General features: G+C 41.9%; 20 protein-coding genes and 1 riboswitch. Of the genes, 8 read left to right on the forward strand and 12 right to left on the reverse strand.

The window, feature by feature from the left end:
* Positions 1–61: 61 nt before the first annotated feature.
* The 9 genes from purB to NIE32_RS04810 all read right to left on the reverse strand — a co-directional run bounded on the left by purB (position 62) and on the right by NIE32_RS04810 (position 9,413).
* Positions 62–1,360 (reverse strand): adenylosuccinate lyase, encoded by a 1,299-nt coding sequence (gene purB, locus NIE32_RS04770; RefSeq protein WP_253053532.1) that lies wholly within the window; start codon positions 1,358–1,360, stop codon positions 62–64.
* The gene (purK, locus tag NIE32_RS04775; protein ID WP_253053534.1) at positions 1,357–2,508 is read right to left on the reverse strand and encodes a 5-(carboxyamino)imidazole ribonucleotide synthase; all 1,152 of its coding nucleotides are present in this window, start codon (positions 2,506–2,508) and stop codon (positions 1,357–1,359) included. Before purK ends, purB begins: the two co-directional genes overlap by 4 nt.
* Complete coding sequence (gene purE, locus NIE32_RS04780; RefSeq protein ID WP_253053638.1) at positions 2,505–2,963, reverse strand: 5-(carboxyamino)imidazole ribonucleotide mutase; 459 nt, start codon at positions 2,961–2,963, stop codon at positions 2,505–2,507. The genes purK and purE overlap by 4 nt, the downstream gene beginning before the upstream one ends.
* Before the next feature lie 246 nt (positions 2,964–3,209).
* Positions 3,210–3,311: riboswitch (purine riboswitch) on the reverse strand.
* 72 nt (positions 3,312–3,383) lie between these two features.
* The gene (locus NIE32_RS04785) at positions 3,384–3,647 is read right to left on the reverse strand and encodes an NETI motif-containing protein (protein WP_381451799.1); all 264 of its coding nucleotides are present in this window, start codon (positions 3,645–3,647) and stop codon (positions 3,384–3,386) included.
* Positions 3,648–3,736: 89 nt separating this feature from the next.
* Complete coding sequence (locus NIE32_RS04790; protein ID WP_253053536.1) at positions 3,737–4,015, reverse strand: hypothetical protein; 279 nt, start codon at positions 4,013–4,015, stop codon at positions 3,737–3,739.
* Between the two features lie 414 nt (positions 4,016–4,429).
* Entirely contained in the window at positions 4,430–5,722 is a 1,293-nt protein-coding gene (locus NIE32_RS04795; protein WP_253053642.1) for an NCS2 family permease, read from the reverse strand.
* 370 nt (positions 5,723–6,092) lie between these two features.
* A complete protein-coding gene (locus NIE32_RS04800; RefSeq protein ID WP_253053538.1) occupies positions 6,093–7,466 on the reverse strand; it encodes a sensor histidine kinase in 1,374 nt (457 codons plus the stop codon).
* Positions 7,463–8,158: a response regulator transcription factor gene (locus NIE32_RS04805; protein ID WP_253053540.1), complete on the reverse strand. Its 696-nt coding sequence runs from the start codon at positions 8,156–8,158 to the stop codon at positions 7,463–7,465. Before NIE32_RS04805 ends, NIE32_RS04800 begins: the two co-directional genes overlap by 4 nt.
* Before the next feature lie 67 nt (positions 8,159–8,225).
* On the reverse strand, positions 8,226–9,413 hold the full coding sequence (locus tag NIE32_RS04810; protein WP_253053542.1) for a hypothetical protein: 1,188 nt from the start codon (positions 9,411–9,413) through the stop codon (positions 8,226–8,228).
* A 336-nt stretch (positions 9,414–9,749) separates the two neighbouring features.
* Between NIE32_RS04810 and NIE32_RS04815 the strand changes: the two genes are divergently transcribed.
* From NIE32_RS04815 to NIE32_RS04850, 8 genes are all read left to right on the forward strand, one after another.
* Positions 9,750–10,925 (forward strand): serine hydrolase domain-containing protein, encoded by a 1,176-nt coding sequence (locus NIE32_RS04815; RefSeq protein ID WP_253053544.1) that lies wholly within the window; start codon positions 9,750–9,752, stop codon positions 10,923–10,925.
* Positions 10,926–10,939: 14 nt separating this feature from the next.
* Positions 10,940–11,086 (forward strand): teichoic acid D-Ala incorporation-associated protein DltX, encoded by a 147-nt coding sequence (locus tag NIE32_RS04820; RefSeq protein WP_253053546.1) that lies wholly within the window; start codon positions 10,940–10,942, stop codon positions 11,084–11,086.
* A gap of 14 nt (positions 11,087–11,100) precedes the next feature.
* A complete protein-coding gene (dltA, locus tag NIE32_RS04825) occupies positions 11,101–12,615 on the forward strand; it encodes a D-alanine--poly(phosphoribitol) ligase subunit DltA (RefSeq protein ID WP_253053548.1) in 1,515 nt (504 codons plus the stop codon).
* Positions 12,612–13,781, forward strand: coding sequence for a D-alanyl-lipoteichoic acid biosynthesis protein DltB (gene dltB, locus NIE32_RS04830; RefSeq protein ID WP_253053550.1), 1,170 nt, complete (start codon positions 12,612–12,614; stop codon positions 13,779–13,781). Before dltA ends, dltB begins: the two co-directional genes overlap by 4 nt.
* A 63-nt stretch (positions 13,782–13,844) precedes the next feature.
* Entirely contained in the window at positions 13,845–14,096 is a 252-nt protein-coding gene (dltC, locus tag NIE32_RS04835; RefSeq protein WP_253053552.1) for a D-alanine--poly(phosphoribitol) ligase subunit DltC, read from the forward strand.
* Positions 14,093–15,280: a D-alanyl-lipoteichoic acid biosynthesis protein DltD gene (gene dltD / locus NIE32_RS04840; protein ID WP_253053554.1), complete on the forward strand. Its 1,188-nt coding sequence runs from the start codon at positions 14,093–14,095 to the stop codon at positions 15,278–15,280. Before dltC ends, dltD begins: the two co-directional genes overlap by 4 nt.
* A gap of 254 nt (positions 15,281–15,534) precedes the next feature.
* Positions 15,535–18,150, forward strand: coding sequence for a bifunctional acetaldehyde-CoA/alcohol dehydrogenase (gene adhE, locus NIE32_RS04845; protein WP_253053556.1), 2,616 nt, complete (start codon positions 15,535–15,537; stop codon positions 18,148–18,150).
* A 364-nt stretch (positions 18,151–18,514) separates the two neighbouring features.
* Complete coding sequence (locus tag NIE32_RS04850; protein ID WP_253053558.1) at positions 18,515–19,513, forward strand: D-2-hydroxyacid dehydrogenase; 999 nt, start codon at positions 18,515–18,517, stop codon at positions 19,511–19,513.
* Positions 19,514–19,573: 60 nt separating this feature from the next.
* Here the strand turns inward: NIE32_RS04850 and NIE32_RS04855 are convergent, their stop codons facing one another.
* The 3 genes from NIE32_RS04855 to NIE32_RS04865 are packed head-to-tail and all read right to left on the reverse strand — an operon-like array spanning position 19,574 to position 21,891.
* Positions 19,574–20,188 carry a TetR/AcrR family transcriptional regulator gene (locus NIE32_RS04855; protein ID WP_253053559.1) on the reverse strand — a complete coding sequence of 205 codons (615 nt, stop codon included), beginning with the start codon at positions 20,186–20,188 and terminating at the stop codon, positions 19,574–19,576.
* Entirely contained in the window at positions 20,189–20,995 is an 807-nt protein-coding gene (locus NIE32_RS04860) for a DUF2705 family protein (protein WP_253053644.1), read from the reverse strand.
* On the reverse strand, positions 20,995–21,891 hold the full coding sequence (locus NIE32_RS04865) for an ABC transporter ATP-binding protein (protein WP_253053560.1): 897 nt from the start codon (positions 21,889–21,891) through the stop codon (positions 20,995–20,997). Before NIE32_RS04865 ends, NIE32_RS04860 begins: the two co-directional genes overlap by 1 nt.
* Positions 21,892–21,932: the final 41 nt, after the last annotated feature.

A 21,932-nucleotide genomic window follows, 5' to 3' on the forward strand; every position in this document is an offset into this window, starting at 1 on the left:
GTAATCTTCCCCTTTTACACTATTGATCAGAATTACGATCGTCTGGTTATTTTAGAAGCAATTAGTCATTCAAGCCTAAACGTTCAAAGATAAAGTCAACATTTTTCAGATGATAGGTTTCATCAAAGCAAGCGTCAATTTCTGCCTGAGACAGTTTGTTCGTAATTCGTTCATCGTTTTCAACGATTTCTTTAAATGGTGTTTCCGTCTCCCAAGACTTCATGGCATTTGGTTGAACAATGTCATAGGCAGCCTCTCGGCTTAGTCCTTTTTCAATCAAAGCAAGCAGTACATGCTGTGAGAAGATCAAACCAAAGGTACGTTTCATGTTCCGTTTCATATTTTCAGGGAATACAGTCAGTTTCTCTAGAATATTAGAGAAACGGCTCAGCATATAATCCAATCCGATCGTCGCGTCCGGAAGAATAATGCGTTCTGCTGAGGAGTGTGAAATATCGCGTTCATGCCAGAGTGGCACGTCATCGTAAGCCGTCATCATATAGCCGCGAATCACACGTGCAATCCCGCACATATTCTCCGAGCCAATTGGGTTGCGCTTATGCGGCATTGCGGACGAACCTTTTTGCCCTTTTGCAAAGTACTCTTCAACTTCACGTACTTCGGAACGCTGCAGGCCACGGACCTCAACCGCAAATTTTTCAATTGAAGTAGCGATTAATGCAAGCACAGACATATAATGTGCATGGCGGTCACGTTGCAACACCTGTGTCGAAATCGGGGCCGGCTTAATCCCAAGATGTTCACAAACATAGTTTTCAACGGCCGGATCAATATTTGCATAAGTGCCGACTGCTCCGGAAAGTTTGCCGTATTGTACTTCATCAGCCGCCCGTTTGAAGCGTTCCAGGTTGCGTTTCATTTCCTCATACCACAAGGCCATAACCAGGCCGAACGTTGTTGGTTCCGCATGTACACCATGGGTACGGCCCATCATGACCGTATTTTTATATTTTTTCGCCTTCTGGCGGATCACTTCAATAAAGTGTTCAATATCTTTTACTAGAATCTCATTCGCTTGCTTGAGCAGGTAACCTTGTGCAGTGTCAACAACATCGGTTGATGTTAAGCCATAATGCACCCATTTCTTTTCTTCGCCAAGCGATTCGGAAACTGTTCTTGTGAATGCAACCACATCATGGCGCGTTTGTTGTTCGATCTCGTGAATTCGGTCAACCGTAAACGTTGCGTTCTTCCTTAATCTTTCAACATCTTCCTTAGGAATTTCCCCGAGTTCGGACCAACCTGCACAGGCAAGAATCTCGACTTCCAGCCAAGCCTTATATCTATTTTCTTCTGTCCAAATGGCGCCCATTTCCGGTCGCGTATAACGATCAATCATGAATGCTTACCTACTTCCTGTTCAATTTTCCATATCCCTAATTTCTCTGCTCTCTCGATAGCTTCTTGCACAGTCTCACCAAGAATGGTGAGATGTCCCATCTTACGTCCGGTTTTCGCCTCATCTTTTCCATATAGATGAAGATGGGCTTCTGATAATAATGCAATCTTGTCCAAAACCGGCTGAACATGTTCACCAAGAATATTGATCATAATGACCGGTTTCAGAAGCTGTGTGCTGGAAAGCGGCAATCCACATATTGCACGGATGTGCTGTTCAAATTGAGAGGTCTCACATGCATTGATTGAGAAATGGCCGGAATTATGTGGACGTGGTGCTGTCTCGTTGACGTAAACCTTTCCATCCGTACCGACAAACATTTCAACAGCCAGCGTGCCGACGAGTTCAAGAGCTTCGGCGAGATGCAAAGCATGTTCGGTTGCTTCGATACGCAGACTTTCAGATATTCTTGCGGGCACTAGAGTATGATGAAGGATATTATGACGATGTATATTTTCAGCGACTGGAAAGACTGAGGTTTCTCCAGCCGTACTGCGTACAACAATAACCGAAATTTCTTTTTCAAAAGGCAGCCATTTCTCCAGTTCAAACGGTGTCTTTCCCACATAAGGAAGAGCTTCCTGAAGGTCTTCTTCAGAATTAAGAACGTATTGTCCCTTCCCATCATAACCGCCTTGCGTTGTTTTCAGAACAGAGGGAAATCCAATCTCATCAATCGCTGCCTTTAATTCATCCTGCGTACGGACAGGCATATAGGGAACAACCGGCAACCCTGCTTCACGGATTGCCGCTTTCTCATTAAGTCTGTCTTTTGTTATTTCAAGCAGGTGGCCGCCTTGAGGAAGATAGCTGTGTTCCTGCAAGTAGTCCACCGTTTGTACAGCTACATTTTCAAATTCATAGGTTACGACGTCGGCACATGCTGCCATTTTCTTTGCGCCTTCGGGATCGTCATAATCCGCAACAATGGCGACATCGGCAACTTGAGCACACGGACAATCGTCAACCGGATCAAGCACAGCGATTCGATACCCCATTTGTTTGGCACTGATCGCCATCATCCGGCCCAGCTGACCGCCGCCGAGAATGCCTATGGTTTGTCCTGGCAAAATCGTTTTTTGCTTCATTTCAGTTCACTTTCCTTTGCCTTTTTGGCGAGAGATTCACGATAGGCTTCCAGTCGATCCTTCAATTGTTCGTCAAAAGCCGACAGCATCTGTGCTGCTAAGAGGGCAGCATTTTTTGCACCTGAATCACCGATTGCCACCGTCGCCACCGGAATTCCGGCCGGCATTTGCACGATTGACAACAGCGAATCCATGCCGCTGAGCGCGCGCGACTTCACCGGAACACCAATAACCGGTAACGTCGTCTTTGCTGCCGTCATACCCGGCAAGTGTGCTGCTCCGCCCGCACCGGCAATAATCACCTTTAATCCGCGATCGCGGGCAGTCTCTGCATAGTCAAACATCAGATCCGGTGTTCGATGTGCAGAAACTACTTTCTTCTCATAAGGAATGTCCAATTCATCTAAAATGTCACATGCATGCTTCATGGTTTCCCAATCCGAACTACTTCCCATGATCACACCAACTACTGCTTGACTCACGATATTGCCTCCCCAAAAAGTACCAAATAAATTTAAAGTCTGGGAATATTTTTCGCTCAATCTCGACATTGAACGACTCGACGCACAACAGTTCCAATCTTTCTTGACCGTCATAATAGGGCTCGAAATCCAGACAATAAAAAGCCCAGAACAGCTGTTTTCCCGGAAAAAGAGAAAACAACCGTCTGGTCTTTTACCGCGGGCAGCGGTTTAAAACAAAACGTAACATTTTCCCTTCATAGTCCGGCAATTATCGGTCGCCAGGTAGAAACAGTTGGGCCATATTCCCAAAAATATATGAGGGTTCGCTTTTCTTTTTTGACACTCTCATCATAACAACAATATTCACAGCATGTCAACCGGATTATCGAACATTAAGTAGGCAAAGAGAATCTATTGTTCGCCTTTTGAGGGTATCTTTCGTCCTTCCATTACGCATTCTCTCCCAATGCATTCTGGACCTTCTGGCGTTTCACGGAATAGTGGCTGCTCAGAGCGTCTGATTGGCGTGTATCCTTCGCTTTTCATTCGATCAAGACATTGAGCGATTGTTTCCGCTTCGCCAACAACAAATTTTTTCTTTAGTGGTTGATCAGTCTGGTTGTTGCTCTTTCTTTTTTTGCTCAAGTACCAATCACGGATTTCATACTCCCTCACCAATGTAGACTTTTAGCAACTTTTATCGAATTTTGTACATTTATTATATCAGTTGCACCTCAATTTCGACAATTTGAAAATGCAAACAGTCAATGGAAATAAAAAGCGAGCGCAACAAAACCAATAACAAAAAACATGGAGCCAAGGACAGCGCCTACAAGATGAAGAACATAGCTTGGAATATGGTCAAGAATAGCTCCCTCAATAGTTCGCGCAATGCTGGCGGAGTTGTCTTTCCCTTCCTCATGTTCAGCATCCTCAAGTAAATGATCGCTTGCTTCACGCATTTTCTTAGTTAAGAAAAAGCCCGCATTCATCAAGATCATACCCAGCACCCAAAATAAAATAGCTAATACTAAAGACATCATTATTTTCACGCCTTTCAGGATTCATTAATCCTTAGCATGTCTCTGATTATCTTTAGGTATTCTCATGTATTTAGACTTAACGGACTCGGATGAATATACTGAGAAAAATTGGGCAAAAAACCGCCAAGTTCTTACGTTCTCATGATGTGGTAGCTTCTGCTTTGCATTTGGCTTTGAATAGCTCCGGTTGCTCGCATCAGCTCGGACAGCCCCGGGCGATCCGTGAGCCTCCATGATCAACCGGTAATCTCTGGGGTCTTACTTCGCTCACATGAACTGGAACGGTCCCGCAGGAGTTTCGCATCTTCGCATTCTGTCCCCTAACTTTGCTTCGTCAAAAATTACAAACTTGCCTTACTTGCAAAAAAAATCTCCTCCAATATACCTGGAGGAGATTTTTCTTAGTGGATTCGTTTATACAAGTGCAAAGAAGATAATAAAGACAAAGAACAGTACATAAACAATCGGATGAATTTCTTTCCAACGTTTAGCGGCAATCATCGTAATTGGGTAAACGATGAAACCAATTGCGATACCGTCTGAGATGCTGTAAGTCAGCGGCATGCCCAGTACTGTTAAGAAGGCAGGAACTGCAATTTCGAACTTATCCCAAGGAATCTGTTTCAGGGCACTTGCCATCAGCACACCAACAATAATCAGTGCAGGAGCCGTTACTTGTGCAGTAACAACTGACAAGAGCGGCGAGAATAGCATGCCGAAAAGGAACAGAATACCAGTGACAACAGCAGTGAATCCGGAGCGTCCACCAACAGCAATACCTGTAGAGGATTCGATATAAGCTGATGTTGGTGATGTACCTACTACAGAACCAACAAGCATCGACGTTGAATCGGCAAGTAGAGCCTGTCCAACTCTTGGCATCTTGTTATTCTTAATGAATCCCGCTTGTTCAGCGAGTCCGATTAACGTACCGGCAGTATCAAAGAACGTCACGAGCAAGAAAGTCAGAACAACAACACCAAGTTGCAGTGTATTAATATCAGGAACATGGGTTATCGCCTTGCCAAAAGTAGGAGCGAGGCTTGGTGCAGCGGAAACAATTGATGTAGGTAGCGAAATCAATTTGAAAATGATGCCGACAATTGAAGTCAAAACCATACCGATAAAGATAGCGCCCGGAACTTTTCTAACCATCAAAATAATTGTTACAATCAAACCGAAAATCGTCAGCCATGTTGTGCCGACATTCAATGGTCCAAAAGCTACCGTTGTTGCCTTATCTGCAACAATCAAGCCGCCTTCATGTAAACCGATGAATGCAATAAAGAGACCGATACCAGCAGCCATTGCCAGTTTCAAGCTCTGTGGAATCGCATCAATGATTATTTCACGTAGTTTAAAAATAGTAATAATAAAGAAGATAATTGACGCAATGAATACACCTGCTAACGCAGTTTCCCAAGGAATTTTCATGCCGATGCAGACAGAATAAGCAAAGAATGCATTGACTCCGAGTCCAGGTGCAATCGCAATTGGATACTTAGCAACAATACCCATGATCAGGCAGCCCAACGCGCTGGCAATAGCTGTGGCGGTGAATACCGCACCTTTGTCCATGCCGGAAGCACTGAGCACGCTTGGATTGACGAAGAGTATGTACGCCATCGAAATAAAAGTAGTTAGTCCTGCCAACGTTTCACGGCCCAAAGTGGTCTTCAACTCTGAAAACTGAAAATAACGTGACAACCAGTTCTCGTTCACAATAATCCCCCTTATGGTCTTATTTTGCTCGTATCAATCTTATTATTCTTTGCATTTCAACCCGTATTCAAACACAGTAGCTCATGAACAAAAAAACAAAAAAAGCTTCAAAGCCATTGAAGCACGAAGAATAAATGCTAATGCAAGGTGATATGCAAAGAAAAATAATTCTTTTGAAACAGGAACAAAATAATAACTCTTTTTACCTCGTTCATTATATCAGCAGAATGCACGATACGTCAACGAAACAACGAACGCTATATTAAATTCATCAAATAACGTTCGGAAATAAGAAAATAAGAGTAGGAAATCCGAGTATACTAAAGAAGCCGATGATCCAATTGAATTGAACGGATCATTCGGCTTTTGGTAATGTGATCACTACTTTGGTTCCAGATTTAAGGTCACTGGTTATTGATAAAGTTCCCCCATGGAGGTCAATGATGTTCTTTGATATCGCAAGGCCAAGACCCGACCCACGACCATTTGATTTTGTTTGATAGAAGGGATCCGTTAATTTTGGAATCTCGTTTTGTTCAATCACGACTCCCCAATCCTTAATCGATATACGAATTGACGTTTGATCTTCGTCAATCGAAGCGATAATTTGCGTACCGGCATCCGCAAATTTTATTGCATTAGCGAGCAAATTGATCAGGACCTGTTGCATTCTGTTTGCATCGGCATCAACGACGACTTTTTTATCATGCTGAATAACAACGCGACAATTTTTTGCGGCTGCTTTCATTTGAATTGAGCGAATGGATCGTTTGAGCACCTCATCAATTCTTATTCTTTCGCGATGTATCGTTAATGTATTCTGTTTCAATTTCGATAAATCAAGTAGATCACCGACTAATTGTGTTAATCGATTAGATTCTTTGCTGATCACAGTCAAACCTTCGCGAAATTCATCTATGGTCGTTGCCTCATCCATAAGCATCGTTTCACTCCACCCTTTGATGCCTGTTAATGGGGTCAATAAATCATGCGATATTGAAGAAATGAATGTGTTCTGTAACCGCTCATTTTTTTGAATCTCATCAGCCATACTATTCAGTGTCTTTGCCAAGTCCCCCAATTCATCCTGATAATCTTCATGCATCCGTATCGTAAAATTACCCGATGCCATTTTTGATGAAACATCAATCATCTGTTTCATCGGTGTCGCAATGGATTGCGCAAGTTTTAAGCTCACAACGAAAACGAGCAACGCGACAGCTCCACCGCAAAGAAGGGATGCAAGCAAGATGATACGCAATTCGTGATCAACAGGAATAAGTGAAGAAAGATAGCGGAGAATGTACACTTTTCCCCTGACATGAACTGGAAAGTACACGGCCATGACCTTTTCACCAGTCGATGCGAGCCGTTCCACCTGAGCGAACTCATTGTTATAAAACAGGGATGCGTTCAGTTCGATTTTAGATGGATCGATTACGTTTGTTGATGAATCGACCATATTGCCACTTGCATCATAGATTTCCAAGGTCGTCCCGGAAAATTTAAAACTATCCATGACCTCATTCAGCGGATTGCTCCATCGATGAATGACCAGTTTGCTATTGAATTTCTTATAGAGGCTATTCGAGTCTTGTGCATGTACTTGTAATGTATTTTCAACGCGATCATAGAAATAATGGCGAACAGCCCAGAACAGCACTGTTTCACTCAAGGCGAGGGTAAGTAAAATAATGATCATAAAATGTAAAACTAATTTGCGCGTCATTTACTGCCACCATGCCAGAAGTAACCTCTACCCCAATGCGTACAAATATATTGAGGATCAGATGGATCCTCTTCTATTTTCTGCCTCAAGCGTCGAATATTAACATCAACAATTTTTGCATCGCCAAAATGAGTGCCCCATACATGTTCAAGCAATTCATCCCGTGAAAGCAGACTATCTTCATGTTCCATTAATGTTTCGATCAACAGAAATTCTGTTGGTGTCAATTCAATTAATTGATCGTCCTTAAAAAACTGTTCATTTTTCTTTGAAAGCTTAAATGGAGATGATGTAATATACTCATTTTGAACTTGAGAAACAGGGTCATTCAGGCGACGTAACACCGCTTTTACACGTGCAATCATTTCAGCAGGACTAAATGGTTTTGTAATATAATCATCAGCACCCAAATCAAGCCCCTGCACCTTATCAGCTTCTTGTATTTTCGCTGTGAGTAGGATGATGCCTATGGATTTATTCCATGCGCGCACTTGTTTTGCAACATCAAATCCATTGATACCTGGAAGCATCACATCTAATAAAATAATTTGTATCATCGGTTTCTCTTCAAGAATCTCCAATGCTTCTTCTCCGGTTTCCGCCTGGAGCACATCAAACCCGGCATGTTTCAGACTTAATACAATAAATCCCCGGATTGATGCTTCATCTTCTACAACCATTATTTGTTCCATTTGATCGTTCACCTCGTATTACCGCTTTGCTCCATGCAAAGCTAATTTCTCTTACTTTTTTTCATCATTATTCATGATAAGCACCCGCAATAACGCCACTTGCCACGTCTCTATATTCTCTTGGCACTGCAAACACATAGTTGCGTGAAGCACCGATTTTCTCCCAACGGCTCTTGTTTCTCGTTAGCCAATTCGTTCTTTTGAATCGAAACACCTCAAGATAAGTTGATCCATTTTTTCCAATGAATTGAACATGATCTCCGGACAATTTCACGCTATTGATTTTCATAGCCGCACCGACGGGTAGATCAATGAAAAATCGTTTCAAACTATCATAATACCTTTCTACAATCGGTATTTGTGACCTGGTCAAGGTGTTCTGGGTAAAAGGGTTCCATCGGAGCGGTATGCGTGCATGAAGATAAACACCTTTTGGTATCCACGTAGGGTCTCTCCATCGCACGACAGAAGTAGTCGTTCCGAAAACGAGCTCTTTTCCCTTGAATAGTGGATTTCTGGAATCAAACCACTGGTTTTGAATCGTTATCCCATCATTTGAGTGCGCACCGCGTTGGTTCATCATCCACTTTTCAAAATGCATCATCTGCGCGCTTCTGTTCTCTCGTTGGATTAACACCGGTACATTTTGTTTCGAAAATTGATAAAGGTCCATCCCAATATTCTGAGATGCTTGAATAGGTCGAAAAACAGCCAATTCAAGAAGTTGATTGTTATTCCCCCATACACCTGTAGCCATACTTGCGAATGGTGAAGACAGCTGTTTGATCAGCCGGCCATGCTTGACTGTGTACACATTCAATTGATTTTGAGGCACACTTTCTCGTGCAATAAAAATTTCTGCTTCTTCATGATGACCCAAAGCAGTAATGGCAACTTTTGAGATGCTTGAAGCATTCATTTCTTCGTCATATATTTTTCGCCATTTGTCTTTGTATTGTGCGATTGCAACAAAATGAATATGATTTTCAATCACATAAAAAAAGAGTGCTGTCCTCCGTCCAAAGACCTCTGGTTTCACCACCATAACTTTTCCCTTATAGTTGGACTGGATCGGAGCAATCAACTGTGCATGTTCTGGTACCGTTTGATTCACAAATTTTAACATTCTTGTATTTGTTTCAGACAATCTTGGTTGCTGAATTAATCTTTGTGGTTGCTCATTGAGTGAGCAGCCTGAAATGATAAAAAGCAGTATAAGCGCAAAGCTCATGATTCTTTTTTTCTGCAAATGCATGATTTCCTCTCTTTTGAGCGACCTTTTATCAATCGAATGGAGTGCTCTAACTTTATTGAGTACTGATTTAATTATACTTCGTCTATACTCATTGATCATGCGATGAAGTGAAACATCCTGATGGTCTTTCCTATTTGGTAAGGTGAGCCACCACGTCACACTAATACTATAAAAAAATATTCACCAATTGGGTAACAAAAAAGTTACGATCTGCCGATTTAAGACATTTTCTGCATCTGGTTGACTAATGTTTGTTGTGATCAGCAAAGGATCTTCAGAGGGTATCGCCCTTAATGATCTGATCTAAAACCGTGCGTTTTCTGAGAAAGGGTAACGATGAAAACAAAAAACATACTCTCAATCTTAATCTGCAGTCTTTTACTAGGAGGTGGAATTCTAGCTGCGCTAATGACATTTAAACAAAACAAGAATCTCATTAGCGCACATCATGCAGTTCAGCCGTTAATTACTAAATCAGCATCTAAGAAGTTATTAACGGTAGATGTGTCTCAATCGAAAATTTTCAAAGAGCGTCTGGTGATTGACCGCCTTATTCATCAAAGTGGGTTCTCAGGCAGTGCACTCATCATCAGTCACGGAAAAGTTATCTTGAGTAAGGGTTATTATTTGAGCAATCTTCGTTCAAAAAAATATAATCAACCGTTGACCGCCTACTATATTGGATCCATTACAAAGTCAGTGACCGCAATTGCTTATATGCAGATGCAAGAACGTGGTTGGATCCATTTAAATGATACAGTATCCAAATTTTATCCTTATTTTCCGAATGGAAACAGGATATCCATGCTTGATCTGTTATGTCACATGTCTGGTCTTCGTGATGTTCCCGAAACCACGCAACCTATGACACGCGATGAAGTGGTTCAAACTATTGAACGGCATTCCGAGAGACTTGCATCGAGACCAGGCACAGTCTGGCACTACTCAGATACCAATTACGCACTTCTTGCTGCCATTCTCGACAGAGTGGTACAGAAAAATGATCACGAATCGTTGCATGACTACATTCGACAGTTTATTTTCCAACGAGCAGGCATGCTTCACTCCGGATTTGGAGATGAAATGCTTCATTACGCTTACCCATCCACCGGATATGTCTTTCAAGATGAGCATGCATTTGTAGAACGTATTCCCTCGTTTACACAGCTGATTGGATGCGGTGATGTGTACGCGACCAGTTGGGATCTTTATCTGTTTGATCGCACAATTGCTCATGCAACGATTATTTCACGAACAAGTCGGCAACAAATCTTAAGCCGCCATTTTCCCGGCGTTTCTTATAGCTGCGGATGGTATATCAACCGAAAAGGCTGGGGAGCCAATACCTATTCCAGTCACGGGGTTCTTGGCGGTTGGAATGGAAGCAACGCCTTTACGAAGGATAAACAAAATTATATTATCCTACTTTCTAATGTGAATACACCAAGAGTGCAATTCAGCAAGTTGAACAGGACGATTTTCCACATTCTTCGTTCAAATTCTCATCATTAAGGAGTGATGCAACAATGAAACTTATTAAATTTGGACGCACAAATCCTGCTCTTTTCTGGACTGTTCGTACACTTTTCTACACAGCAATTCTGTTTGGCCTTGTAATTATTTATGGCTTTTCAGCGGCGCATACCGGCACGTTTATCTACAGTGATTTCTAAGGAGGACTTCAATAATGGATATTCTTGACCACATCAATGAATGGGCGTTGAAAGCGCCCAATCGTCTTTGCTATATTCATCGAGATCATCAACTTACCTATGGTGAATTGAAAGGTGAGTCAGACACAATTGCTCAGTGGATGATTGAAAAATTCGGTACAGATCGATCGCCGATCATTGTTCATGGCCATATGGACCCGATGATGCCTGTCCTTTTTCTCGCATGTGTGAAATCAGGCCATGCCTATATTCCTGTGGATGAATCCGTACCCTCCGAAAGAGTAAGTATGATCGCTCAAAGTTCACAGTCAAAACTTGTATTCAGTAGCACACCAGATTCATTACCCCTACTTAAGGCAGAGATTATCGATGTTCATGAACTGGAAGTTAAACTTCAAAATTCAGTTTATCCACACTTTGATAATCGTTATGCTGTTCAAGATGAGGAAACCTTCTATATCATTTACACATCGGGGAGTACCGGAAAACCAAAGGGAGTACAGATTCCAAGACGTGCACTGACGAGCTTTACAACATGGATGCTCGATGATTTTCAACTTGAAGAAGGATTAACATTTATGAACCAAGCACCTTATTCTTTTGATCTTTCGGTGATGGATCTCTATCCTGCACTGATCTCCGGAGGAACACTATGGGCTATTGATCAAGAGATGATTGCACGTCCAAAAGAATTGTTCGCGTCGCTTGCGCAATCTGGGATCAATGTTTGGACATCAACACCATCATTTGCCGAAATGTGCTTGATGGAACCTAGTTTTTCATCGAGACTTTTGCCGAATTTACGCACCCTACTCTTTTGTGGCGAAACGCTCCCTGTTTCAGTGGCAAAACGGTTGAAAGAACGGTTTCCGAATGCGGACATTATCAACACATATGGTCCAACCGAAACAACAGTTGCTGTCACAAGTATTAAGATCACTCAAGATATGATTGATTCAGGAAATCCCTTTCCTGTAGGCCGTTGCAAGCCAGACTGTACGATTGCCATTCTAGATCAGGACGGTTTGCCCGTACCCGAAGGTGATAAAGGTGAAATTGTTATCTGTGGACCGAGTGTTGGTCAGGGCTACCTTGGTGAATTGGAAAAAACAAAGGCAAGTTTTAATACGGTTCATCGTATGCCTGCCTACCATACGCGCGATGTTGGCAGTCTGATTGACGGTGTGCTCTATTATTTTGGACGTATGGATCATCAGATCAAACTCCATGGATTCAGAATGGAGCTTGAGGAAATTGAGCATGTACTCACTGCATGCCACTATGTGAAACAAGCAATTGTGATTCCAATTAAATCTGGTGACCGATATGACCACCTCGTTGCCGTTGTCGTCCCGGATGAACACCCTTTTGAATCAACATTTAAATTATCATCTGCGTTGCGCCAAGAACTCGCACGTGTCTTACCAAGCTATATGATTCCAAGAAAGTTCACCTATCGGTCATCTCTTCCCATGACAGCCAATGGAAAAGTTGATCGCAGCGTTCCGTTAAAAGAGGTTATTCAATGATTTCCTTTATTCCTTATGCCTCTTTTCGTTTTTTTTGTTTAATCGCTGTCCTACTCTTACCAGTCATTATTCTTGGACTCATGGGAAAGCGGAACTTGCTGTACAACGATTGTGTTGCCATTTTGATGACTTTCTTGATCTTTGCCGCCCAACCAGCACAACTTATTTCTTTTCTTATTTTTATTATCTGGGAAGCGGTATTAATCAGAGGTTATCTTGCACTACGAGCCAGAAAGAATACGGGTCTTTATTTCTATATCGCCATTGTGCTTTCTGTTCTTCCGCTTTTTCTTGTTAAACTCTCAGCAGATGTTACGTCGTTAAGCGTTCTTGGTTTTCTAGGGATCTCTTATGTCTCTTTTAAGTCAATTCAAATGATTATTGACATTCGCGATGGTTTATTAAAAGAGGTTCCACTTAGTCAATTTTTCCGATTCATTACGTTCTTTCCGACAATTTCTTCCGGACCAATTGACCGCTACAGACGGTTCAAGAGCGATATGGATCAAATTCCGTCAGCATTGACGTATCGGACGCTTTTGTATCATGGATTAAATAAAATTTTTCTTGGCTTTCTGTACAAGTACATCATTGGCTATCTGATTCACAAGTACTGGATGGGCTCACCACTACTTGACTCAAACACATTTTCAAGTATTCTGCTCTATATGTACGGATACAGCATGTATTTATTTTTCGACTTTGCGGGTTACAGTCATTTTGCCATTGGCGTTAGCTCCCTAATGGGAATCCAGACGCCTGAGAACTTTAACAAACCGTTTCTTAGCCGCAATATTAAAGACTTCTGGAATCGTTGGCATATGAGCCTGTCTTTTTGGTTTCGTGATTTTATCTACATGCGTTTCGTCTATACCGCAGTGAAAAATAAATGGCTAAAAAATCGATACTTGATTTCTGATATTGGCATCACAGTGAACTTTCTCGTGATGGGCTTCTGGCATGGATTCATGCTACACTACATCATTTATGGAATTTATCATGCCATCGCATTTATCTTATTTGACAAATTTGAGCGTTGGAACAAGACCCATCATCTTTGGGCCAAAGATAATCCATGGGTACATGGTCTTTCCATTGTCATTACATTCCATGTGGTCTGTTTCAGCTTTCTTATTTTCTCGGGGCGGCTTAATTTTCTATGGTAGTTCACTACCAATCGATTCAATAGAGAATTGATACTATATTTTTTACACTATGGGGGTTTTACAATGATCGAAATAACTCAAGAATTTACAGATAAAGTATTCTCTATCCTTGCAGACGTTTGTGACTCTGAGGAAATAAAAGCAAATCCAAATATGAAACTCTTTGATGAAGGATTACTTGATTCATTCGGTACAATTTCACTTGTGGTTGAATTTGAGCAACAGCTGAACATCTCTGTACCCATTTCTGATTTCAACAGAGATGATTGGGCAACACCAATGATGATTGTTCAACAGTTGGCGAAACGCAAATGAAGTTTAACCGATTCGGGCCAATGATCCTTGCAGTCGTGCTTGTTTGCGCGATTATCTTCATGCCCACATCAATAGAACGTAGGATGGTCAGCTCTAAAGATATGGCGAATGCTGCGCAGAGCCTTGATCCTCATGTTTTTCAAGGCATTCTTGCACAACAGAAAATGTTAGAGAACAAGCAGTATCTGCCAATGTATGGTTCATCCGAATTGTTACGACTTGACCGCTATCATCCGGCAAACTATTTCAAGGTGAAACCAGACGGATTTACCCCTTTTCTTATTGGTCGAGGCGGCATGTATTCACTCGTACATTTTCTAAATCTCGCGACCACAGCAAATGAACTAAAGGGCCATAAAATCGTATTCATCCTTTCACCGGAGTGGTTCACGAAAACGGGTCTGGATCCATTACATTTTAAGCCGAATTTTTCCAAAGAACAGGCTTATCATTTTGCATTAAGTAATACAATCAGTCCGGCATTAAAGGAAAAGGTGGCAAAACGTCTCGTACAATTCAAGTTTATTCGTGATGAAGGTACTTTAGGTCGCGTTTTGGAGGATGTCGCCTATCCGAACAGAAGATCACCAATGCTTAAGATTGCAGATCAATTCAGAGCTTATGGCACCTATAAAATACTTACATTACACGACTTGATTGAAATGCACAGAATTAAACCTGGTTATAAACACGCGCAATATCAAAAGCCTGATTTTCGATTGGCAAGTGATAACTGGAGGCAATTGAAACAATCAGCGCGTGAAATGGCAATCCAAAAAACTCGATCTAATTGTTTTCATATTGATCAACCCTTGTACGATAAGTTCATACGTCACCACTTAAATAAATTTAAGAATTATCGTGCCAGCGAAAGTTATGGTCAATCACCCGAATATGCGGATCTCCAACTGGTCCTTGATCTGCTGAAAGAAAAGCATGTCGATGCGCTTTTTATTTCCGTGCCCTTCAATGGAAAATGGTACGATTATGCGGGTGTACCAAAACAGCGACGTGAAATCGCTTATAAAAAAATTGCTGATGAAATTCGAAGCAATGGCTTTAAATTAGCCGATTTCACTCGATTTGATAGTAAACCCTATTTTTTGCAAGACACAATGCATATTGGCCCGATGGGTTGGGCTTATATTGATCAGTCAATAAAAAAGTTCTATGATCATAACTAAAGAAAAAGACAAATGGAGATGCCTTTTAATGAGGCATCTTTTTTTCTTTAGTTCATCTACCTCTGCTCTTCTCCAACCCCTTACATCCTATGGCAGAACACGATTTTAAAAAATTCACAAATTATACATAAACGTTTTAATAAATTGTGTCAGCGCTTTCAATAATGTTGCAATTACGTATCGTGTGCCGTAAATTATACATGTGAAATATTTCACAATGTCATAATTGATTCATATCTAAGGAGGAAAATCAAATGGCTATTCATGAAGAGGCGTTAAACGCAAAGGAAACAAAAAGCGTATCACTAAACGAAACAATTGATCAATTGGTTTCAAACGCACAGAAAGCTTTGGAAGCATTTCGTCCCCTGAATCAAGAACAAATCGATGAGATTGTCCGACAAATGGCTTTAGCCGGCCTTGATCAACACATGTACTTAGCAAAAATGGCCGTTGAAGAAACTAAGCGCGGCGTTTACGAAGATAAAATGATTAAGAACATATTTGCAACGGAATATATCTATAACTCCATTAAAAAGAATAAGACGGTCGGCGTGATTACTGAAGATCCATACGATGAAGTTGTTCAAATTGCAGAGCCGGTGGGTGTGATTGCAGGCGTTACCCCTGTCACGAACCCAACATCAACCACCTTGTTCAAATCACTAATTTCACTTAAGACGAAGAATCCAATCATCTTTGCCTTCCATCCTTCTGCTCAGAAATGTAGCAGTGAGGCAGCCCGCATCGTTCGGGATGCAGCAATTCGAGCAGGCGCACCGGAAAATTGTATTCAGTGGATCGAGACCCCTTCACTCGAAGCTACTCAACTTCTCATGCACCATCCTGGTGTTGCGTTGATTCTTGCTACCGGCGGATCCGGAATGGTAAAGGCTGCCTATAGTTCCGGCAAACCAGCCATCGGTGTTGGTCCTGGAAATGTGCCTGCCTACATTGAAAAAACAGCCGACATCAAACAGGCAGTGAATGATTTGATTCTTTCAAAGACTTTCGATAATGGGATGATCTGTGCCTCTGAACAGGCGGTTGTCATTGATCAACAAATCTATGAGGCCGTGAAACAAGAAATGATTGCGAACAAGTGCTACTTCCTTTCCAGTGATGAAGAGAAGAACGTAGAAAAATTGGTCATTGATGAACGTCGTTGCGCGGTAAATCCGCAAATTGTTGGAAAATCTGCTGCGTATATTGCCGGTCTCGCGGGTATCAAGGTACCTGAGGACACAAAAGTGATCATTGCCGAACTGCAAAGTGTCGGTCCTGAATCGCCGTTATCACGAGAAAAATTGAGTCCTGTACTTGCCTGCTTTAAGGCAAAAACAACCGAAGAAGGATTCAAACGCTGCGAGGAAATGCTTAACTTCGGGGGCATCGGGCACTCTGCTGTCATTCATTCAAACGAGCAACACGTTATCGATGCATTTGCTTTAAGAATGAAAGCCGGACGCCTGATCGTCAATGCACCTTCTTCTTTAGGCGGTATTGGCGATATCTACAATCACTTCATTCCGTCACTCACTTTAGGCTGCGGTACTTATGGGGGAAATTCGGTATCGACAAACGTCGGCACAGCCAACCTCATTAATATTAAAACGATGGCGAATCGCCGCAATACTATGCAATGGTTTAAAGTTCCGCCGAAGATTTATTTTGAAAAAAATGCGACCAAATATCTTTCAGTAATGCCGGACATTACACGGGCATTCATCGTCGCCGATCCTGGTATGGTGAAATTCGGCTATGTGGATCGTGTCCTGCACTTTCTGAGAAAGAGAAACACACCCGTTCATTATGAGGTCTTCTCAGATGTTGAACCTGATCCATCCGTGACGACTGTTATGAAGGGTACAGAAATGATGCGGAAGTTTGAACCGGATGTCATCATTGCCCTTGGTGGCGGTTCAGCAATGGATGCTGCAAAAGGAATGTGGCTCTTCTACGAAAGTCCAGACACCGACTTTTTCGGACTGAAACAGAAATTCTTAGATATACGAAAACGTGTCTTCAAATTCCCGGAACTCGGTAAAAAAGCAAAATTTGTTGCGATTCCAACAACCTCGGGTACCGGATCGGAAGTCACTTCCTTCTCTGTGATTACCGACAAAGAAAATGATATGAAATACCCGCTTGCAGATTACGCATTGACACCAAATGTGGCGATTATTGATCCCGAATTCGTGATGACTGTTCCGAAACGCGTGCTTGCCGACTCCGGTATGGATGTGCTCACGCATGCTATTGAAGCCTATGTATCGAACATGGCAAACGACTTCACTGACGGACTTTGTATCAAAGCCATTCAGCTTGTATTCAACTATTTGCCAAGATCCTATAAAGACGACACTGATAAAGAAGCAAAGGAAAAAATGCATAACGCATCAACAATAGCCGGCATGGCATTCTCCAATGCTTTTCTAGGAATCAACCATAGTTTAGCACACAAGCTTGGCAATGAATTTCATCTGGCACATGGACGCTGCTGTGCGCTCTTATTGCCACATGTCATTCGTTATAATGCTCAGAAGCCAACCAAGTTTTCGGCATTTCCAAAGTATAAACATTTCATTGCTGACGAACGTTATGCAGAAATCGCTCAAATAATCGGCGTTGGCGGTAAGACTACTGAAGAAAGTGTAGAAAATCTTGTTCAAGCCATTAAGAAACTCACGCAAGACCTGAACATGCCGATGAGTATTGAAGCGAATGGTGTAAGCAAAGAAGCGTTTGAGAAAGCCGTAGATAAATTGGCAGACCGAGCATTCGGTGACCAATGTACACCTGCCAATCCTAAAATGCCGCTGGTTACTGAACTTGCAGCTATTTACCGTGAGGCATTTAAAGGCATTTGAACGGAGCAGTATTGATGGCATCCACTCAATATAGGGTGGGTGCTTTTTTGATGAAAGTAAATCTGTGAATCAGGATAAACTCTTTTAAATAGGCTGTTTTCTGTCCTAGGAGCAATGTGTGAGGCGCCTGAGGCAAACGAATACAGGGCAATAGCACCAAAAAACAACAGCGTATCTAAACAAAGCCTTAACTATAAACAATTATCTTTAGCACATAAAAGCATCTACGCTTTAAATTGGATACGTTTACACTATTGAATAAATCCGTTAAAATTAATTGTGAAATCAATCACATGATTAAAAAATGGTCCACCCCATGGAACAATCACCACAACGTGTTGCGACTGAAGGAGGAAGAAATACGATGAAAATTCTCATGTATGGCGTACAGGATCACGAAAAGGCTATTATTCAACACTGGGCGGATAATCATCAGGCTGAAATCACCACCACTTCTGATTTTCTTTCAGAACAAACGGTTACCGCAGTAGAAGGGTTTGACGGAATTTGCATTCAGCAGCCCGTAGTACTTGGTGGGCCCCATCTGTATGCTCAATTGAAAAGTTATGGAATCAAACAGATTGCGACACGTACTGCCGGCTATGACATGATCGACTTGAACGAAGCTAAGAATAATGGGCTGCTCGTAACCAATGTCCCTGCTTATTCGCCTTATGCTGTCGCTGAATTAGCCGTTACACAGGCGATGCAATTGGTACGTCACATTCCCGCCTTCCAAAAACGCATAGCAAATAAGGATTTCCGTTGGAGTGGCCTGCTTTCCAGAGAAATCCGTTCACTGACCATCGGTATTATCGGCACCGGTCGTATTGGCGCAACTGCTGCCGAGCTCTTTAAGGGATTAGGTGCGAACGTCATCGGCTTTGATCAATTCCCAAATGATCAATTGACGAATATTCTTAATTATCGATCATCTTTAGAAGAAGTGCTCAGGGAAGCAGACATCGTTTCGCTACACACTCCACTATTTAATTCAACACGTCACTTGATTAATAAAGATACATTAAAAATAATGAAGAATAGTGCTTATCTGATCAATATTGCTCGAGGCGGGCTGATCAATACCGCTGATTTAATTGAAGCCCTTGAGCATGGTGAAATCGCCGGCGCTGCTCTCGATACCTTTGAAGACGAAACGGTAATTAATAAAAAGTTGAGTGGTCAGCCACTTGGTGACCCGCTCCTTGAAAAATTAATCACCATGGACCAAGTTATGCTCACGCCGCATGTCGGTTTTTTCACGGAGACAGCCATTCAGAACATCGTTGAAGGCGCACTGGATAGCGTAGCTGACGTGCTGGAAACAGGAACTAGTCAAAATCTAGTTCAAGTACATGATTAAGTTTCTCAAATAAAGAGCAGGCGCACGCACCTTCCCGGTGTGTACCCCTGCTCTATTTTTTTACTTATCATGCTTCTGTAATCCCCGTAAACTCATTGCGTTCATTGCCAAATATTGATTAATAAATGGTCTTAATTCATCGATGGTTGTTTCAGGATGTTTTTTCAAATGGTCCATTGCTTGACTCGAATAATACTGATAATGTGAAAACAGTACATGTTGCAAAGTCTTCGTATCAACATCATCTTTCAAATCTAATGCGTTAATCATTTGATTAATAAATTGCGGGACCATTAACTGTAGATCTTTGAAAAGACGGCCCATTTTATCCGTCAATTGCTTCGGTGGTCTGGTAAATGCCTGAACAATCAATTGGTAGAAATCAGGATAGTTTTTACAAAAGAGCAATTCCTGTTCACAATAACCCTTTAATTTTTCCATCAGGTCATCACTTAAATCCCACTTTTTGAAGTCGAGAGCCTTCATTGAGAAATCAAGTGCATAGTTGACGCTTTCCTCAAAGAGCTTTTCTTTGTACCCATAATAGTGAAAGATCAGCCCTTTTGAGGCACCTGCCGACTGTGCAATCTGATTTGTCGATGCTTGCGCGTACCCTTTTACCGCAAATTCATGAATGGCCGCAATCAAGATCGCGTGTTCTTTCGATTCTTCCATTTATACTTTCAAATCCTTCCTTTTGTAAAACCAGAACGTCAACAAACAAGTGATAAAGAGCACGACCAGATCAGTCATTATATAGTTCCACTCGATACCATTTTTGAATACGGCACTTGGCAGCGCTGCATCTACCGGTGAAAAATAGACGAGTACTTGGAAATCATCCTTTAGCTTTCCGACAACTCCCAAAATAAACGTTAGAAAAACAAGGCCAAGTGACAAAGAGGTTGCTGATTTGTTGGAAGAAAGCAAGGAGGATAAAAGAAATCCAACCATGAGAAAAGTTAGCCCCATGATCCAACCGGCAAAGGTCAGTTGCGCAAAAGCTTTGAACAGGTTCGATACAGATGCCCCGGCTTCCTTAAAAATAAGACAACTTACAAAGGCAAAAATCATTGAAATGAGCCAGTAAGTCGTATAGATGAGACTGTTTGCGACCATTTTCGATGCAACAATGGATAAACGCGAAATCGGTTGTGCGTACAGATAACTGATTGTCCCCTCCGATTCTTCTCGTGCCAATGCATTTGTACCAAGCATCGCTGAAAAAATGCCGGTTGCGATCATCACATATTGAAATTCGTAGCCAAAATATCCTTTAATTGTAGACAGTGCCGCCATATCTGAAAGGTTGAATGCCTTCAGCATTTCCTTTGGCATCGCCTTCAAATCCATTTGCTGAAGACCCATATCCTTCATCGCAGGAAAAAGTGAAACCAATCCAAGGGTCAGTAGCGCAACCACAATGATCCAAACCAACAGCGTTTTCCTATGCGTTTTGCACTCCAGTCTGAAAAGTGTCATCACCGTGCCGCCTCCTGATTCTCATACATTGCCATAAATTGTTCTTCGAGATCACGATCACCTACCGTGATATCGTCGAGATCCGCCGCAAACTGAGATAAGGTCGCAAAAAGTCTGCCTAATTCTTGTTCATAGATAAAACGTGCTTCATGATCTTCTTGTTTGATACATTCGGCACCAATCGCTTCCATCTGTTCAACAGGCAGTTTTTCACCTTTTAGGGTTATGATCTTCACCTTTTTATTGACGGTGGTCAAATCTTCCACACCGACGAGACGACCCGCTTTGATAAACGCCACTTTTGAACAGTAATCCTCTACTTCTTTCAGGTTGTGGCTGGATAAAAAAATGGTGACCCCTTGATTTTGTTTTTCCTTCAATAAACGGAAGAGTCTGGCATGCATCAATGGATCCAGCCCGTTGGTTGGTTCATCCATGATCAGTAGCTCTGGATGATGAATCATTGAACAGACAAGGGCCACTTTCTTTTTATTTCCCAGTGAAAGATCACCAAATTTCTTTTTCCGATCAATTTGAAAAAGATCACAATAGCGATCAATTTCCGCCTTGTCTCCTTTGATGTGATGAAAGTCGAGTGTATAGTGAATTAAATCCTGAACACTTAGCTGTGGATAGAAGCGCACATCACTTGGGACATAACCAATCCTTATTTTCACATCAAGCTCATGTTCGGGTATTTGTTGACCGAACAACGCGATTTCACCACGACTCTGTTTGATAAAATTTAAGATCATGTTCATTGTTGTAGATTTACCTGCACCATTAGGTCCGATAAAGCCAAAAAATTCGCCTTTTTCCACGGTAAACGACAAATCATCGACCGCAACAAACTTTCCAAAGCGCTTGCTAATATGGCTCAATTCAATCACGGACATCTCCATGAACCTCCTCTTCTCAAACACATTGACCACTCGGT

It is taken from the genome of Sporolactobacillus kofuensis (genome assembly GCF_024125425.1).
In the GTDB taxonomy this organism is placed as follows: domain Bacteria; phylum Bacillota; class Bacilli; order Bacillales; family Sporolactobacillaceae; genus Sporolactobacillus; species Sporolactobacillus kofuensis.